Genomic DNA, 16,967 nt, shown 5'->3' on the forward strand with positions numbered 1-16,967 from the left:
ACCATGTACATCCCAACCCATTTCGCGGCAGGCCCGGAAGCAATCCATGACCTCCTCACCCGGCCGGGCACAGCCAACCTCGTCACCATGACCGGGCAGGGCCTGCTCGCCACGCTGCTGCCCTTCGTCTACGACCCCTCGGTGGGCGAACACGGCGCCCTGCAGACCCACATGGCCCGGAACAACGCCCAGTGGTCCGAGCCTGCGATCGGAGAAGCACTGGCCATCGTCCAAGGCGCTGACGCCTACATCTCGCCCTCCTGGTACGCATCGAAGGCCGAACACGGACGCGTCGTACCGACGTGGAACTATTCGACGGCCCACGTGTACGGCAAGCTCGTCATCCACGACAACCCAGCATGGCTCGGCCACCATGTCAGGCGGCTCACCAACCTCAACGAAGCAAAGTCGGAGCGGCCCTGGACAGTGGATGATGCACCGGAGAGGTATGTCTCGGGGCAGCTACGTGCCATCGTCGGCGTCGAACTGTTCATCACAAGGATCGAGGCGAAGACCAAACTCAGCCAGAACCGGCCGGCCACCGACATCGATGGCATCGTGGCAGGGCTTCATGACCGCGGCCAGGCAGAGAGTGCTGCCGACGTCGCGCGGGCAAGCCGCGGACGTGGGGACCTGAAGCCCGGCCGCTCTTAGTGCCGGCTCTCAACCAATCAGCTGGTCACGGGAACCCGCGGTGAGGCGGGACCGGGTTCCATCGCTTATGCAAGGGCGGCCGCAGCGTCCCGCACCTTAATCAGGGTCCGAAGGTTCCGGGTGGTGGTGGTCGCCTTGAACCTTGCTTTGGAGGATATCTTGCTGAACGGGCTGTCCAGGGTTCCTCCGGCCGGGGCCAGCCAGGCCAGCGCCTCGGGTCCGAGCCGTTTCTGTTCCGCCTCTTCAAGGGCAGCTCCGGCGGCATCGAGCTCATCCAGCATGGCTGTGTCCGAGGCCAGCGTGATGTAGGTGTGGGTGCTCTTGTCGTCTTCCGGATAGGGGCAGGCGTCCACAAGTGCGGACACGCGCTTCGCAGTCAGGACAACCACCCAGGCGTCGTAGCCGAATGATTCCCGGAGGCATTCTTCGAACTGCTGCTTGACTGCCGCAGCGTCCTGTTCGCTGGCGAGCACCACATTGCCACTGGCCAGCAGGGTCTTCACGTCATCGAATCCGCGGGACCTGAGGGCGGCCTTGAGGTCTGCCATCTTGATGTTGATCCCGCCCACGTTGATGCCGCGGAGAAAGACTGCGTAGCTGCCCATGCCGAAATCCTAACCTTGGTCGGGGTGGGACAGCGCAGGAGCGGCGGCCCGAACACTCCTGCCAGGACAGTGGGTGTTTCGACGCGCAGAAGTAGTCCGCTCCCCGTGCCGGTGACGGAATTGACGTGGATGCCCTCAACACCGAGCAGCGCATCGGCCCGAGTGCACCACGCCGGACCGACAACACCCAACGCCGCGGCGGCATACTAGACCGCCTGCACCATGCCGCGCCCGTGGAGGGATTCGCGGACGAGGAGACCGGCCTAATCTTGTTGGACGTGCCCGACTTCGATTCCACCCGGGCGGCCAACCGTGAAGTGGTGCAGCGGATGGTTGGCCTAGTGGACGTCCTGGTCTGGGTGCTGGACCCGCAGAAGTATGCCGACGCGGCAGTGCACAACGGTTTCCTCGCACCGCTGGCCTCCCATGGTGCCCTCACGCACGCTGGTGGTCCTGAACCAGGTGGATCGGCCGCCGGAGCGCGATGTGCGGCAGGTGCTGGACTCGCTGCGGGGCATCCTGGCCCGGGACGGCCTGGCCAAGGTCCGGGTCCTGGCGACGTCCGCACTTACCGGTGCCGGCGTTGATGCGGTCCTGGCCGCAATCCGGAAAGTGGGGGTGCAGCGCAAGGCGCAGTCCGAACGGCTGGCCGCGGATATCACCATGGCGTCGCAGGAGCTGCGGAAGGCTTCGGGGGACGGCGAGGCCGCCGGGGTCCGGGCGCCGGCAAAAACGCGCCTGTCGGCAGAACTGGCAGTGGCAGCGAACGTGCCGGTCGCGGTCCTCTCTGCAGTGACGCCCCGCAGAGCTGAACAGGACATCGCTGCCACCGGCCGGGGCGCCGGAACGGCCCGGACGGACGCGGCGGTGTGTGAATCGCGGAGGCCGCCAGTGCAGGAGCACCCGGTCCCTGGCGGGCGGCCATCCGCGGTTCCGGCCGGGAAGGCCGGGACCGGCTGCCGGTGCCCTTGAACAGGCCATCGCGGGGACGGACCTTGCCGCCAACCGGACGTCGTGGTGGTGGGGCGTTTTCAACGTCGCGCAATGGCTGGCGCTGCTCACCGTGCTGGGCGGCCTCGGCTGGCTCGGCGTGCTGAAAGCCTTGGGCTATTTCCGGATGCCTGTGCCCGAAGTCCCGCGGGCGCCAGGCCGCATTCTAGGCGAGCCTGATCGAAAAGCCGCCATCACCCTCGTCGTCATCGGTGGAGGCGTATGCCGCGAAATCCGCGAGCGACATGAAGCAGTAAAAGTCGCCGTAGCTGTAGTTAGCTTTTTCTGCCCTTGTTGCCATTTTGGTTGCCTTTACTTTCGCTGTTGACAGCGGCTTCTGGCCTGGATCATCGTCCGCAGATTGCGGGTGGTTGTGGCTGCCCTTGAATTTCGCCTTGGCGGAAATCTTGCAGTCGAGGAAGTTGCGACGTGTGACGGGCTAGCTGGCAGCACACCACGTCACCGTAGTGTCGATTTGTTGCTTCCCCAACAGATGCCTAATCTTGAGCCAGACACGCCCCGCTTAGTGTCATCATCCGGAGACCCGTGCAGACCCCGTAATTTTCCCTTCCGGGAGGTGACGACGACTCCTTAGCATCTCCCCGATGGATAGTCATCCCTTGCAAGGCCAACAGAAAGTACCAGCGTGCTTACAGTCGATCTAACTCACGTAGCCCCGTCTCATGAAACTAGCCACGTGCTGCGGCTTCGCAACCGGATTACTACGGACAGCCGGAGCATGAAATTAAAGGCCGGAACCATACTCGCACTACCCCTTGACGTGTTGCCCGGCCCGTCAAATCACACGGTCGCGTGGATTGACGAGGTTCACCCCGGCAGAGAACCCCGAGCGCTCACTCCGCGGGTTCGACTGGACGCCCTGAGGGGTGTGGCCCGACTTGAACTGTGGCTACGTCAACCAACCCGGATGGCGACACAAGCAGAAGCAACAGCCATGCTGGAAACGCTGGCTGCATGGGAATATTTTAGTGATTCGAAATGGCGGGACCGGGTTACGCGCATCGTGAATGACGTCCTTCGAAAACTTCGAAACGCACGTTCCGTTCCACCTAACAGCCGGGTGGCGCTGCTCTGCCAACTCCATGGAGCCCAATCCGGCTTTTCTGACTCGTTACCCGGAAATGTCATGGCCAGCCTGACAGCGATCATAGAAGCGCACGCAGTTCTACAAAAACATGCAACTGCGACACGGCGCGAGGTCGAGCACGTTTCGCGGGCCGCATCCAGTTCGATCCCGGAGTCTCTAAGGGCAGAACTCCGTACCATTACCGAGACCTCGTCCCCGTACAACTCTCCGAGCACATCGTCGCGTCTGTTGCGGGGGCAGGTTCTGAGTGTTATTGAAGACAGGGCTTCGGCTCTCAAGGAGTTTCGAACCGCACTTTCGTCCGGTCCCGAATTGATCAAGTCCCTGTACCTTGACATGGGTGCCTTCACTTACGGGTTTCCGGAACCAAGCGCTGACGGAAAAAAGGTAGATATTTGCTGGCATGGTGGTGATGCCTCTGAAGACGCGAGAGTGACGATCCTCTACTCAGCGAATGTGGAGTTCCTTCGACGCTATTTGGCACGCATTATTTTCTACGCCGCTACCGAACCGAAGCTTCAACTTCATTTCCATGTCGTGGCTCCGGAACGTGAGGCCTTGGACTTTATCCGAGAGGCAAAAGAACTCGCGAGAACCATTCACGGCTTCAGTCACCGGTCGTCGAAGCTGCCAGCCCTTTCATGGTCGTCGTCCAGCCTGCCGGCGGGAGTAGGAAATCCGATCACATATTACGCATGCGCACGTTATCTCGTCGCCCGACAAGTCATGGATAAGTTCGGAACCGATGTCTGGATTCAGGACGTGGATCTCTACCCGATTTCCCCGATCTCGGACTCCTACAGTGAGCTCGCCGAATTCGACGTCGTGGTCGCGGCATCAACCGGGATCAACATGCTTGCGCCTTGGCGGCGATATATCGCTAACAACGTTTTCTTTGCCCGCTCCGACAAGGGCCGGCAATTCGCAGCCAGCGCGGCAGACTACATATGGGCGTTTCTGGATCAACCTAATTCATGGATGCTCGATCAAAACGCACTTGACTGGGCGGTTGAAACTGCTCGGCCCGCCACGGCCATTGGCAATATGAGGGCCCTCAATATTGCGCTCACCCAGTCGGGCATGAACGGAGCCATCGAGTCCTAACATGTAGGTGACCCAGCGGCCGCGGACCTCAAAGGGGTATCGAATTTCCTGCAGGGCGCCGGTCTCCCGCCATGCGCGCCGCGGTGACGGTTGTGTGAGCTACCCAACTTCGGACATCCGCCCGTTTGCCAGGGACTCTGAGACTAATGGTCGGACTCGAGCGTTACCACTGTGTCCCGGACCTTGACCATCGTCGGCACGTTGCAGGTTGCAGGTGGTGGTGGCTGTCTTGAACTTTGCCTTTGCGGAAATCTTGCTGAAGGGGCTGTCCAGCGTTCCGCCTGCGGGTGCCAGCCAGGCAAGCGCCTCAGGCCCCAGCCGCTTTTGCTCAACGGCTTCGAGCGCTGCCCCTGCAGCATCCAGCTCGTCCAATACGGCTTTGTCCGAGGAGAGCGTGATGTACGTTGGGTGGTCTTGTCATCCTCAGGGTAGGGGCAGGCTGACACGAGGTCAGCCACTCTGCCAGCTTCCAGTACCACAACCCAGGCCTCAAATCCGAAGGCGTCCCGGAGCCATTGTTCGCACACCCATTTTACCGCGCTGGCCCCCAGCTGCTGGTGAGCACGACGTTACGCAGACGCTTGGAGGCCGAGGCCGTCAGTCGTTGTTCTTGCGAAGTGCTTCGGTGAGGATGCGGCCCGCGTTGCAGACAACTTCGGCGTGGAGGCGGCCGGGCTGGCGGGTCAGGCGCTCAATGGGCCCGGAGATGGAAACTGCGGCGATCACGCGTCCGGAGGGTCCACGCACCGGCGCTGAAACGGACGCAACCCCAGGCTCCCGTTCGCCGAGGCTCTGGCCCCAGCCCCGCCGTCGTACTCCTGCCAGCACTGTGGGCGTAAAGCGCGCGGACTGCAGGCCCTCCAGGAGGCGGTCGTGGTCTTCCCAGGCGAGGAGGATCTGTGCTGCAGATCCTGCCTTCATGGACAGCTGGGTGCCCACGGGGATGGTGTCGCGCAGGCCGATCGGCCGTTCGGCGGAGGCAACACAGACGCGCCAGTCGCCTTGGCGGCGGAAGATCTGGGCACTCTCCCCGGTGGCGTCGCGCAACTGCATCAGAACCGGCCCGGCGGACGCGATCAGGCGGTCCTCGCCAGCGGCGGACGCGAGCTCAACGAGCCTGCTGCCCAGGACGAACCGTCCCTGGATGTCGCGGCTCACCAGCCGGTGATGGACGAGTGCCAGGGCAAGCCTGTGGACGGTGGGCCGGGCAAGTCCTGTTGCCGCCACCAGCTGCGCCAGGGTAGTGGGGCCTGCCTCAAGTGCGTCAAGCACATGGGCCGCTTTATCAATGACACCGACTCCACTAGAATTGTCCATGTAATGATATTGCCGTCTCAATATCTGAGATGCAAATGTTTCGGTTGGCACATTACACAGCCGGGCTGATTCAGTGGACTTCAACAGTCAAAACGCAGCGAAGGGAGCTGGCCGTGGCAAAGACACTGGCCGAGAAAGTCTGGGACGCGCACGTGGTGCGCAAAGGCGACGGCGAAGGAGCCAACGCCCAGCCCGACCTTCTCTTCATCGATCTGCACCTCGTCCACGAGGTCACCTCGCCACAGGCTTTTGAGGGCCTTCGCCTGGCAGGGCGCAAGCTCCGCCGTCCGGACCTCACCATCGCCACGGAGGACCACAACACTCCCACCCTGGATATCCACAAGCCCATCGCTGACCTGACCAGCCGCACCCAGATCCAGACGCTGCGGAACAACTGTGCGGAGTTCGGCGTCCGGCTGCATTCCCTCGGTGATGCCGAGCAGGGGATCGTGCATGTGGTGGGCCCGCAGCTTGGCCTCACCCAGCCCGGCATGACAGTGGTCTGCGGCGACTCGCACACCTCCACGCACGGTGCCTTCGGTGCGCTGGCGATGGGCATCGGGACCTCCGAGGTGGAGCACGTTATGGCCACCCAGACACTGTCCCTGAAGCCGTTCAAGACCATGGCAGTCAACGTTGAAGGCACCCTGCGTCCCGGCGTCACAGCCAAGGACATCATCCTTGCCGTGATCGCCAAGATCGGCACCGGGGGTGGCCAGGGCTACGTCCTGGAATACCGCGGTTCCGCCATCCGCGCGCTGTCCATGGAAGCCCGGATGACCATCTGCAACATGTCCATCGAAGCCGGGGCCCGTGCCGGCCTGGTCGCACCGGACCAGACCACCTACGACTACATGTTCGGGCGCCCGCACGCGCCGCAGGGAGCCGACTGGGACGCCGCCGTCGAATACTGGAACACCCTGCGTACCGACGATGACGCCACCTTTGACGTTGAGGTGGACCTCGACGCCGACACCCTGGAGCCGTTCGTCACGTGGGGCACCAACCCGGGCCAGGGCGTTTCGCTTTCCGCCTCAGTTCCGTCGCCGGAGGACTTCGGCGACGAGAACGCCAAAGCCGCCGCTGAGCGCGCCCTGCAGTACATGGGTCTGGCCGCCGGTACGCCCATGAAGGAGATCCGGGTGGACACCGTCTTCCTGGGTTCCTGCACGAACTCGCGCATGGAGGATCTCCGGGCCGCTGCGGACATCATCCGCGGGCGCCGGAAGGACCCCAACATCCGCATGCTGGTGGTACCAGGCTCGGCCCGCGTCAGGCTGGAAGCCGAGGCCGAAGGCCTGGACAAGGTCTTCAAAGACTTCGGTGCGGAGTGGCGCTTCGCCGGCTGCTCCATGTGCCTGGGCATGAACCCGGACCAGCTGGAGGTGGGGGAGCGCTGCGCCTCGACCTCAAACCGCAACTTCGAAGGCCGGCAGGGCAAGGGCGGCCGCACCCACTTGGTCTCGCCCGTGGTGGCAGCAGCCACCGCGATCCGCGGCACCCTGAGCTCGCCGTCGGACCTTGATCCGGCCCCCGAATCCGCCGCCATCCGCACCGACGCAGCCTAGGAGACCGCCATGGAAAAATTCACCACGCACACCGGCATCGGCGTTCCGCTGCGCCAGAGCAACGTTGACACGGACCAGATCATCCCGGCCGTGTACCTCAAACGCATCACCCGCACCGGCTTTGAGGACGCGCTCTTCTCAGCCTGGCGCAAGGACCCGTCCTTCATCCTGAACCAGGATCCCTACAATGCCGCCTCGGTGCTCGTGGCCGGACCGGACTTTGGCACCGGGTCCTCCCGGGAGCACGCCGTCTGGGCGCTGAAGGACTATGGCTTCAAGACCGTCCTGTCCTCCCGCTTCGCCGACATCTTCCGCGGCAACTCGGGCAAGCAGGGCCTGCTTGCCGCAGAACTTTCCCAGGACGACATCGAGCTGATCTGGAAAGAGCTGGAAAACGCCCCGGGCACCGAGGTGACCGTCGACCTGGTGTCCAAGACCGTGGTGTGCGGAAACATCGTGGCACCGTTCGAAATCGACGACTACACCCGGTGGCGCCTGCTCGAAGGGCTCGACGACATCGGCCTGACCCTCCAGCACGAAGCGGACATCACCGCCTACGAGGCGACCCGGCCGCCCTTTAAGCCGAAGACGCTCCCCGCACGCCTGTCCTGAGCTGCCAGTCCTGAACAGCACGTAACGGAAGCCTGTCCTGACCGAAAGGGCAGGCTTTTCGTTCGTTACAGACTGTTCGCGGACGCCTCCGTATTTCGGTTCGGTAACGCAACCTCCTATGCTTAGTTGGAGCCTTTGCAAGGATTTTGGGGCGAGTAATCGTAAGGAAACCGGTATATGAGTAGTGTTCTGACAATCCGCGGCGGAGTCCCGCTTACAGGCCGCGTCAGCGTCCGGGGGGCCAAAAACCTTGTTCCCAAGGCAATGGTGGCCGCTTTGCTGGGAAACGAACCGTCGGTGTTGCGGAACGTTCCGGAAATCAAGGACGTGGAGGTGGTCACTTCGCTCCTGCAGCTGCATGGAGTGACAGTGACCAAGGATCCCGTCAATGGAGATCTCACCTTGGATCCCAAGGCTGCCAAGACTGCTCCGAGCACCGCCATTGACGCGCATGCAGGTGATTCAAGGATCCCCATCCTGCTGTGCGGGCCCCTGATCCATGCGATCGGCGAGGCCTTCATTCCGGATCTGGGCGGCTGCAAGATCGGCGACCGGCCCATCGACTACCACCTCAACGTCCTGCGCCAGTTCGGCGCTGTGGTCGAAAAGCGGCCTGGCGGCATCCACATCTCCGCACCCAAGGGCCTGCACGGGGCAAAAATATCCCTTCCCTACCCCTCTGTCGGCGCTACCGAACAGGTGCTGCTCAGCGCCACCCGCGCGGAGGGCATCACGGAACTCGAGGGCGCAGCCACCGAGCCGGAGATCATCGACCTCATCGCCGTCTTGCAGAAGATGGGCGCGATCATCAGCGTCCAGACTGACCGGACCATCCGCATCGAGGGCGTCCGGGACCTGGGCGGCTATAACCACCGGGCCCTCTCGGACCGCAACGAATCGGCGTCGTGGGCGTCGGCAGCACTGGTCACCCGCGGGGACATCTTCGTTGAAGGTGCTTCCCAGCGGGACATGATGACGTTCCTGAACACCTACCGCAAGGTGGGCGGCGGCATGGACATCGGTGAGGACGGCATCCGTTTCTACCACCGGGGCGGGAAGCTCAGTCCACTGGTCCTGGAGACGGACGTACACCCCGGCTTCATGACCGACTGGCAGCAGCCGCTGGTGGTGGCCCTGACCCAGGCCGAGGGCGTCTCGATCGTGCACGAGACCGTCTATGAGAACCGCTTTGGGTTCACAGACGCCCTGATCAGGATGGGCGCCAGCATCCAGGTGCACCGCGAATGCCTGGGAAGCGTGCCCTGCAGGTTCGGCCAGCGCAACTTCCTCCACTCCGCCGTCATTTCCGGACCGATGCAGCTCAAGGGCACCGACATCGATGTCCCGGACCTGCGCGGCGGCTTCAGCCACCTCATCGCCGCCCTGGCGGCCACCGGCACGTCACGGGTCACCGGGATCGACATCATCAACCGGGGCTATGAGCGGTTCACGGAAAAGCTTGCCGGCCTCGGGGCCGATTTCGACATCACCTCAGCAAAGTAGCGGTGGACAGTGAAGGAAACGGTCAAAAGTCAGGCCACGTTTGTGGTCATCGCCGCGATAGCGCGCACCCTGCTGAACCTCATGATGGCCAAAAAATGGGAGGGCACTGAGAAGCTGCCACCCGGCGGCTTCATCGCCGCGCCCAACCACTGCACCGAAATCGATCCCCTCATTGTGGGGCACCTGCTCTACAACCAGAAGCGTGCGCCGCACTTCCTGGCCAAGGCCGCCCTCTTTAAGGTCCCCGCGCTGGGCTGGATCCTGCGGGCCACCAAGCAGATCCCGGTGGAACGCTCGACGGCGGGTGCAAACCGCTCGCTGCAGCTCGCCCAGGAGATCGTGGCCGAGGGCGGTGCGATCATCATCTATCCCGAAGGCACCCTCACCCGCGACCCCGACCTGTGGCCCATGAAGGGCCACACCGGTGCGGCCCGGCTTGCCCTGGAAGGGGGAATTCCCGTGGTGCCGATCGCGCATTGGGGCGCGCACCAAGTCTTCCCGCGCTACGCCAAGCGGTTCCACCTGTTTCCGCGCAGGACGTCCCGCGTGGTGGTGGGGGATCCCGTGGATCTCAGCGCCTTTACCGGCCGCCCCCTGGATAAGGCCACACTGAACGCCGCGACGGAAGCCATCATGGATGCCGTGACCGGGCTGCTGGCCGGCATCAGGGGTGAGGAGGCTCCCGCTGAGCGGTGGGACCCCACCAAGAACAAGCAGGCCAAGCACGGGCGTTTTGTGGAGCGCGGCCAGCAAGCCGGCGGTGCCGATACGGCCGGGCCGGACGACGAGGCGATGCCACGTGACAGCTGACGGAAGCCACCCGGGTTCTGCACGGTCTGTTGCCGTCCTGGGGGCGGGATCATGGGGGACCACGTTCGCCAAGATCCTCGCCGATGCGGCAAGCGCGGCAGGGGACCAGCGGAGCATCAGGCTGTGGGGCCGGCGCAGTGAAGTGGTGGAGCAGATCAACAGCATCCACCGCAATATCCAGTATCTGAAAGATATCCCGTTGCCAGTGAGCATCACTGCGTCAACTGACGTCCGTGCAGTGCTCGCGGGAGCCGATCTGGTGGTCCTGGCGGTGCCTGCCCAGTCACTCCGGCTCCAGCTGCGCGAGTGGAAGTCCATGATTGCCCCGGACGCCATGGTGGTGTCCCTGATGAAGGGCCTGGAACTCAGCACTGACGCCCGCATGAGCGAGGTCATCAGCGAAGAGCTGGACATCCCGAAGGACCGCATCGCGGTCGTTTCGGGCCCCAACCTTGCCATGGAGATTGCCCGTGAGGAACCAACGGCATCGGTAGTGGCGTGCATCGATTCGGCAGCGGCCGGCTGGATCGCGAGGAGCTGCACGGCTCCCTATTTCCGTCCCTACACCACCGCGGACATCGTGGGGGTCGAGATCGGTGGCATCGTCAAGAACGTCATAGCCCTGGCCGTCGGCATCTGTGAAGGCAAACAGATGGGGGACAACACCAAGGCATCCGTGATCACGCGGGGCTTGGCCGAAACATCCAGGCTGGCACTTGCCCTCGGCGGCGAAGCCCGGACAATGGCAGGCCTGGCGGGCCTGGGCGACCTCGTGGCGACATGCTCTTCTCCGCTGTCCCGGAACCATACGGCGGGACGCCTCCTGGGCCAAGGCCTTACTCTGGACGAAGTTTCCCAGAAGATGACCCAGACGGCCGAAGGCATCAAATCGGGTCAGGCCGTTCACGAGCTGGCCGGAAAGCTGGGCGTGGACATGCCCATCACGGCCGCCGTTGTTGCCGTACTGGCAGGCAAACTTTCCGTTGACCAACTGGGGCCGGTGCTGCTGGCCCGGGACCTGAAACCTGAAGGCGATTACTGATGATGTCTGAAGACAACCTGACCGCAGCTGACTCAGCCCCTCAGGCCAAACCCCGGGTGGTTGTGCTTTTTGGCGGCCGGTCCAGCGAACATGCGGTGAGCTGCGTGACCGCCGCCGGTGTGCTCAGCGCCATCAACAGGGACAAATACGAGGTCATTCCCATCGGCATCGCCAAATCCGGGCAATGGGTGCTTGCCGCCGGGGACACGGCCCAGTGGTCACTGTCCGCGTCGTCCCTGCCGGAGGTCCCGCCGTCGTCCGAAACGGTGACGCTTGCCGAGATCGGCGGCGGGCACCAGCTGATTGTGGCCGCCCCTAACGCTGTTCCGCAGGAACTCGGAACCGTTGACGTGGTCTTCCCGCTGCTGCATGGTCCTTTCGGCGAGGACGGCACCATCCAAGGGCTGCTGGAACTCTCGGACACACGCTATGTGGGCGCTGGGGTGTTGGCCTCAGCCGTGAGCATGGACAAGCACTACATGAAGGTGGTGTTTGAGGCTGCAGGCCTCCATGTAGGGCCCTACATTGCCGTCACGGACCGGCAATGGCTCAAGGACGCCGAGGCTGTCCGCAAACAGGTGGACCTGCTCGGCTTCCCCGTGTTCGTTAAGCCCGCCCGGGCCGGATCGTCCATGGGGATATCGAAAGTGGACTCCCTGGACGAACTGGATGCCGCCGTCGCCGAGGCGCGCCGCCACGACCTCAAGCTTGTCATCGAGGCGGGCATCGTCGGCCGGGAAATCGAGTGCGCCGTACTGGAAGGCCGCGGGACCGACGCCCCGCGCACGTCCATGCCGGGTGAGATCTCCGTAGCCGGCGGCAGCCACGAGTTCTATGATTTCAACGCGAAATACGTTGAAGACGACGCCGCGGTGCTGAGCTGCCCCGCTGACATCCCGGAGGAAGCCATCGCCAGGGTACGGGAGCTGGCCGCGGCGGCCTTCGACGCGGTGGGGGCCGAAGGGCTGAGCCGTGTTGACTTCTTCTACACGCCCGACGGCGAGCTGATCATCAACGAGATCAACACCATGCCGGGTTTTACGCCCAAAAGCATGTACCCCCAGATGTGGGCGGCCTCGGGGCTGGACTATGCAGAGCTCATCGATGAACTGATCTACCTGGCGCTGCACCGTAAAACCGGGTTGCGCTGACAGCCGGCTTACTGGCTTTGCGACAGGTTCTGCAGTTCTTCCTGGCCCACGCAGTTGCGCGTGGCCGGCAGTTTGCCTGCTGCCGTGGACAGGTCAGCCAAGACGGTGGCGGAGCTGATCGTGTCCGGGTTCATCAGGATCTCGGTGGCCGGATTGCGGCCGTACGTTGTCAGGGTCCAGAACGGATCGCCTTCTCTGATGACCCAATCCACGCCGTTCACGCTGACACAGCGGTCCGTCGTTGGGCCCGGAACGTTGACGCCGCACCGCAGGATCACTTGGGACGGATCGCCCCACGCAGCAGTCGCCTGGCTGTTGGTCCTGCGCAGAGGCGCGTCGCCGATGGCGTCCGGGAGGGCCACCATCATGGGAGCGCAGGCAGGGTTCCCGGCGTCGCCTGCCGGTGCTACATCCACTACGGGGGCGCAGCCGGCGAGAATCGTGGCGACAGCCACGACGATGACGGCAGTCGTGGCGGAGCTAGGGCGGGCATGGGTCAGAAGAGGCACCTGTCCAGACTACTGGGCCAGCGCTGCTTGGCCGAGCCGCCAGATTGTTGGCACTGCGTTACGTTCAGCCCGTCATGTGTGGGTGCTTCATAGATAATGAGAGATGAATGAACCTGTGTGGTGCCAGGTAACTTATGCTGTAACGAGTACTTTGAATATTTCAATTCTTTGGTCTCGGTCTGATCCAGGGTATTGGGCTTACCATTGATGACGTCATGGTAATTCGCTGCGGGGGGCAGGTAGTGAACAAAATCGGAGAAATCGCGCAGCGATGCGTCGTTGTCCTTGTTTGCGCTCTGCTGTCTCTGCTGGCCGTCTCGGTGGCCGCCCATGCCGGAGAGGAGAGCCCGATTTCGGGTGATGTGATTACGTTGCCCGCGCCCGCTCCGGAGCCTGCGCCCGCGCCGGAGCCTGCGCCCGCGCCGGAGCCTCCGCCGGAGCCTGCGCCCGCGCCGGAGCCTCCGCCGGAGCCTGCGCCCGCGCCGGAGCCTCCGCCGGTGCTTGACCCCGCGCCAGAGCCTCCGCCGGTGCTTGACCCCGCGCCAGAGCCGGTGCTCCCTCCTTCCGCTGCCGGCGAGGCACCGATACTCCCCATACCCGTATCAACTCTTCCTGGTGGAACCCTCTTCGAACTGCCCTTGCCTGTTACTGGGACACCTTTCGATGTCTCCGGCGGAACAGTGCCCGAACCTGTTCCCAGCGCAGTGGAGGCCACGTCCGCGTCGACACCAAGTATCACTCCTGAAACCAGCAAGGGGACGGCTCCGGTAACTCTTCCCGAGCCTGTAACGAAGACCATAGGCGCAGTCGCCGCCACGGCAACCGGCAGCCCTCTGCACGTTCAGATCCTCACTGTCTTGTTCCTGCTGGCGGCCGGAGTCCTTTACTTCCGCTTTATGGGAGCCATGGCTCGCCGCTCGGCGATGAAGATTGGCAAGTAGCTAGGTGCCGTGACAGATCCAACACTTGGTGCTGATCCGCACGCATCCGCTCCAACGCCGCGGTTGACTTTGCTCACACATTCGTACTGGCCGGAGAGCAGTCCGCCTCAGCGGAGGTGGTCCGCGCTGATCAAAGAGCTTGGCGCCGCCGGCTGGCAGGTTGATGTCGTGGCGCCTGTGGCGCATGCACCGCACGGGCGCTTGGGGCTGCCACATAGTGTGGCCGGCCACGCACTGCGGTCCCAGCACGGCAGGTACTCCGAGATCATCAGGCGCGTTCCCTACTTGCGCCATGGCAATTCGCATGGCGCGAAGTTCGCCGACCAGTGTTTTTCGGCACTGCTTTCGATTCCGTTGGGTCTGCTGACCCGGCGCTCCGATGTGCTGATTGTTACGGCTCCGAGCCTCCCCTTCCTGGGCGCGGGGTACGTGCTGGCCAGGCTACGGAGGATTCCGCTCGTCGTCGAAATGCGTGACGCTTGGCCGGATCTTGCCCGTGATGCACGGCTAGTGCGTGGCAATGTCGAAAGTCTTGTGGAGTGGGCTGTTGATTTTGTGCAGCGCCGCGCAGATCTCGTGGTGACGGTGACCGAGGGTTTCGCCGAGACCTTGCGTACACGCGGTCTGAAGAATGTTGCCACCATCAGCAACGGTGTCCTTTTACATACCCTCCCCGTTCTGGATCCACCGCCCTTGGAACGGCCTGTCTTTGAAGCGCTGTACCTCGGTAATCACGGCAAGAGCCAAAGACTTGAGGTTGCCATCCGGGCGAGCGCCCTGGTGGGCAATTCGATGCACCTGCACATGGTGGGCCATGGCGTGGAGAGGCCGGCTCTTGAGCGGCTTGCAAAAGAGCTCAATGCGCCGGTGACGTTCCATGACTCCCTTCAGGGTCAGGAAGTCATGGACCGATACGCCTCGGCGGATACCTGCGTGGTGTCATTGCGGGATGACTGGAAATCGTTTGAGACGACGGTCCCGTCCAAAACCTACGAGGTACTGGCGATCGGCCGGCACGTGACCGGCATCGTCAAGGGTGAGGCCGCCCGGATTCTGGAAGACTCCGGTGCGGGGGATATCGTTCCGAGCACACCCGAAGCCGTTGCGGCGCTGTGGGAAGACCTGGCGAAAGACCGCGGCCGGCTGATACGCAATGTGGACAGCCGTCAATGGGTCAAGCAGCATGCGGACTATCCGCTGCTGGCCTTGCGGTATATGGATCTGGTCCGCGGATTGCTTGCAGAACAGCATGGTCCGCGCCTATGATGCATTTTTTGACCAACCTTCGTCTCGCTGTGGGAACAGCGGCCGAGCATTTTACCGATGACCCCGCACTGCTCTTGCTGCATATTTCACGCCTGTTGCCGGCCCGCCTTGTGCAACCAACTGCCCGGCTGGTGAGCAGCTGCGCAGGCAAGGAGTCATACTCGTCAAGTGCGCTCCTGACCGGCCTCATGAGCGGTGAGGAGCAGGAAGTCGCCGGGCGCCTGGAGGCGGCGCTGTTGCGCGGTAGGCTTTCCGCGAATCAGGCGCGGGCGCTGGCGGATGTTTCCCTGGTCGCCAACCGACCGGACCTCGACGACGCATTTCTGGCCCGCGCCACGGAAGCCCGCCGCTTCCGGGCCGCGCAGGCACGGAGGTTCTGGTACAGCGGCGCGATGACTCCAGCCGTCGAAATTCTGGAAAATGCCGGCGGCGGAGCTGAACGCCGGCAGGGCAGGCGGCTTGCGGCAGAGTTGCGGATCCTGGAAGGCTGGCGGCCGGAGCCCGCGGCTGTGCCTTTTGAGCCTGTGCCCCGGCACGCCCTGGACGTTCTGACCAACTCCTTGCCCCATACAGCCAGTGGCTATGCGCACCGTTCGCACTCCATTTTGCTCGCCAAGAAGCAGGCCCGCTGGGAAACGCTGGCCGTCACTCGAGTTGGCTATCCGGTGAAGGTGGGAAAACTCAAAGCCCGGAATCGTGACGTGGTGGGAGCCACCTATCAGCGCCTATTGCCATCCCGGCTGTCAGCCACCATGGATGGGCGCTTGCAGCACCAGGTTGAAGAAGTGTTGGCCATAGCCTTGGAATTCCGTCCCAGCGTGCTGCATACCACCTCTCACCATGTGAATGCCCTTGTCACGCGTGCGGTCGCCGAGGTGATTGGCATCCCGTGGGTATATGAGGTCAGCGGCCACCTGGCCGACACGTGGGCTGCCACCGGAGGGGCCGAGGCCAGGGGGAGTGAGCGGTATACGCTGTTCCAGGAGCGCGAAACGGAAGCCATGCTTTCCGCGGACCTCGTGGTGACCCTTGGCCGGGCCGTGAAAGACAACATCGTCGCTGATGGAGTTCCGGAGGAGAAGGTCCTGGTGGCTCTGAACGCCGTCGGTGGTGCTTTCCTCGCCGAACCGCTTCCACCTGCGGAAGCCCGCGTGCAGCTGGGACTGGATCCTAAGGGGCAATACGTCGGTACTGTCAGCAGCTTGGTGACTGTCAGCAGCGTGGTGACATATGAAGGCATAAATGATCTTACTTCCGCGTTTGGGATCCTTGCGCCACGGCATCCGCGCTTGAAGCTCCTCATTGTAGGGGGTGGTGTGGCCCTCCCCTCGCTGAAGGAACAGGCTCGTACGGCCGGCCTCAGGGAGCGTATAATTTTCGCCGGGCGGGTTTCCCGCAGCCGTGCCCATGTCAGTCACCAAGCGTTGGAGGTCTTTGTTGTTCCCCGAAGGGATCTTCGGGTCACTGGAAGTGTCACGCCCTTGAAGCCGGTACCGGCGCTGGCGTGTGCCCGCCCTTTTATCGCTAGCAAGCTTCCCGCCCTGCAGGAGGTTGTGAGCGATGGCACCAACGGCCTACTGTGCAACGCAGAAGACCAGGCGGATTTGGCCGCTAGACTTGAAATGCTGTTGGCGGATAGCCAACAGCGTGTCCGCATGGGCAGGAACGGAAGGCGGACAGTTCTGAAGACCAGGACATGGACATCCAGTGCACAGGCCGTAGGCGCGGCTTACGAGAGAATTTTGGAGCGCTTCCGGTGAGCACACAAACGTCCGCCACTCCCCAAG

Annotated in this window: 16 protein-coding genes and 1 pseudogene; 12 read left to right on the forward strand and 5 right to left on the reverse strand. The window is 63.3% G+C overall.

Going from position 1 to position 16,967, the window contains the following annotated elements; translation table 11 throughout:
- The first annotated feature begins 3 nt into the window (after positions 1-3).
- Positions 4-654 (forward strand): FMN-binding negative transcriptional regulator, encoded by a 651-nt coding sequence (locus tag QFZ30_RS06740; RefSeq protein ID WP_307074649.1) that lies wholly within the window; start codon positions 4-6, stop codon positions 652-654.
- A gap of 65 nt (positions 655-719) precedes the next feature.
- On the opposite strand, the gene QFZ30_RS06745 is transcribed toward QFZ30_RS06740, so the two are convergent.
- Entirely contained in the window at positions 720-1,259 is a 540-nt protein-coding gene (locus tag QFZ30_RS06745) for a DUF1697 domain-containing protein (protein WP_307074651.1), read from the reverse strand.
- Between the two features lie 218 nt (positions 1,260-1,477).
- On the opposite strand from QFZ30_RS06745, the pseudogene QFZ30_RS21960 reads away from it, so the two are divergent.
- Positions 1,478-2,409 (forward strand): annotated as a pseudogene (locus QFZ30_RS21960) (ABC transporter); the annotation flags it as partial.
- 6 nt (positions 2,410-2,415) lie between these two features.
- Here QFZ30_RS21960 and QFZ30_RS06755 read toward each other — a convergent pair.
- Positions 2,416-2,550: a hypothetical protein gene (locus QFZ30_RS06755; RefSeq protein WP_307074655.1), complete on the reverse strand. Its 135-nt coding sequence runs from the start codon at positions 2,548-2,550 to the stop codon at positions 2,416-2,418.
- A gap of 627 nt (positions 2,551-3,177) precedes the next feature.
- Between QFZ30_RS06755 and QFZ30_RS06760 the strand changes: the two genes are divergently transcribed.
- Complete coding sequence (locus QFZ30_RS06760; RefSeq protein WP_307074657.1) at positions 3,178-4,461, forward strand: hypothetical protein; 1,284 nt, start codon at positions 3,178-3,180, stop codon at positions 4,459-4,461.
- A 597-nt stretch (positions 4,462-5,058) separates the two neighbouring features.
- Here QFZ30_RS06760 and QFZ30_RS06770 read toward each other — a convergent pair.
- Positions 5,059-5,778 carry an IclR family transcriptional regulator gene (locus QFZ30_RS06770; RefSeq protein WP_307074658.1) on the reverse strand — a complete coding sequence of 240 codons (720 nt, stop codon included), beginning with the start codon at positions 5,776-5,778 and terminating at the stop codon, positions 5,059-5,061.
- A 113-nt stretch (positions 5,779-5,891) separates the two neighbouring features.
- On the opposite strand from QFZ30_RS06770, the gene leuC reads away from it, so the two are divergent.
- From leuC to QFZ30_RS06800, 6 genes are all read left to right on the forward strand, one after another.
- Positions 5,892-7,346 (forward strand): 3-isopropylmalate dehydratase large subunit, encoded by a 1,455-nt coding sequence (leuC, locus tag QFZ30_RS06775; protein WP_307074660.1) that lies wholly within the window; start codon positions 5,892-5,894, stop codon positions 7,344-7,346.
- 9 nt (positions 7,347-7,355) lie between these two features.
- Positions 7,356-7,958 (forward strand): 3-isopropylmalate dehydratase small subunit, encoded by a 603-nt coding sequence (gene leuD / locus QFZ30_RS06780; RefSeq protein ID WP_307074661.1) that lies wholly within the window; start codon positions 7,356-7,358, stop codon positions 7,956-7,958.
- Between the two features lie 177 nt (positions 7,959-8,135).
- The gene (gene murA, locus QFZ30_RS06785) at positions 8,136-9,461 is read left to right on the forward strand and encodes a UDP-N-acetylglucosamine 1-carboxyvinyltransferase (protein ID WP_307074663.1); all 1,326 of its coding nucleotides are present in this window, start codon (positions 8,136-8,138) and stop codon (positions 9,459-9,461) included.
- Between the two features lie 9 nt (positions 9,462-9,470).
- Positions 9,471-10,271 carry a lysophospholipid acyltransferase family protein gene (locus tag QFZ30_RS06790; protein WP_307074665.1) on the forward strand — a complete coding sequence of 267 codons (801 nt, stop codon included), beginning with the start codon at positions 9,471-9,473 and terminating at the stop codon, positions 10,269-10,271.
- Positions 10,261-11,313 carry an NAD(P)H-dependent glycerol-3-phosphate dehydrogenase gene (locus QFZ30_RS06795; RefSeq protein WP_307074667.1) on the forward strand — a complete coding sequence of 351 codons (1,053 nt, stop codon included), beginning with the start codon at positions 10,261-10,263 and terminating at the stop codon, positions 11,311-11,313. The genes QFZ30_RS06790 and QFZ30_RS06795 overlap by 11 nt, the downstream gene beginning before the upstream one ends.
- 2 nt (positions 11,314-11,315) lie before the next feature.
- Positions 11,316-12,464, forward strand: coding sequence for a D-alanine--D-alanine ligase family protein (locus QFZ30_RS06800; RefSeq protein WP_307080096.1), 1,149 nt, complete (start codon positions 11,316-11,318; stop codon positions 12,462-12,464).
- Positions 12,465-12,472: 8 nt separating this feature from the next.
- Here the strand turns inward: QFZ30_RS06800 and QFZ30_RS06805 are convergent, their stop codons facing one another.
- Positions 12,473-12,964 (reverse strand): DUF3515 domain-containing protein, encoded by a 492-nt coding sequence (locus QFZ30_RS06805; protein WP_373462883.1) that lies wholly within the window; start codon positions 12,962-12,964, stop codon positions 12,473-12,475.
- Complete coding sequence (locus QFZ30_RS06810) at positions 12,961-13,305, reverse strand: hypothetical protein (RefSeq protein ID WP_307074669.1); 345 nt, start codon at positions 13,303-13,305, stop codon at positions 12,961-12,963. Before QFZ30_RS06810 ends, QFZ30_RS06805 begins: the two co-directional genes overlap by 4 nt.
- Before the next feature lie 195 nt (positions 13,306-13,500).
- On the opposite strand from QFZ30_RS06810, the gene QFZ30_RS06815 reads away from it, so the two are divergent.
- Genes QFZ30_RS06815 through QFZ30_RS06825 form a run of 3 tightly spaced genes read left to right on the forward strand, consistent with a single transcriptional unit; the run spans position 13,501 to position 16,940 of the window.
- Positions 13,501-13,914, forward strand: coding sequence for a hypothetical protein (locus QFZ30_RS06815; RefSeq protein WP_307074671.1), 414 nt, complete (start codon positions 13,501-13,503; stop codon positions 13,912-13,914).
- Between the two features lie 9 nt (positions 13,915-13,923).
- Entirely contained in the window at positions 13,924-15,180 is a 1,257-nt protein-coding gene (locus QFZ30_RS06820) for a glycosyltransferase family 4 protein (protein ID WP_307074674.1), read from the forward strand.
- Positions 15,180-16,940 carry a glycosyltransferase family 4 protein gene (locus QFZ30_RS06825; RefSeq protein ID WP_307080100.1) on the forward strand — a complete coding sequence of 587 codons (1,761 nt, stop codon included), beginning with the start codon at positions 15,180-15,182 and terminating at the stop codon, positions 16,938-16,940. The genes QFZ30_RS06820 and QFZ30_RS06825 overlap by 1 nt, the downstream gene beginning before the upstream one ends.
- The last annotated feature ends 27 nt before the right edge of the window (positions 16,941-16,967 follow it).

It is taken from the genome of Arthrobacter pascens (genome assembly GCF_030815585.1).
GTDB lineage: Bacteria > Actinomycetota > Actinomycetes > Actinomycetales > Micrococcaceae > Arthrobacter > Arthrobacter pascens_A.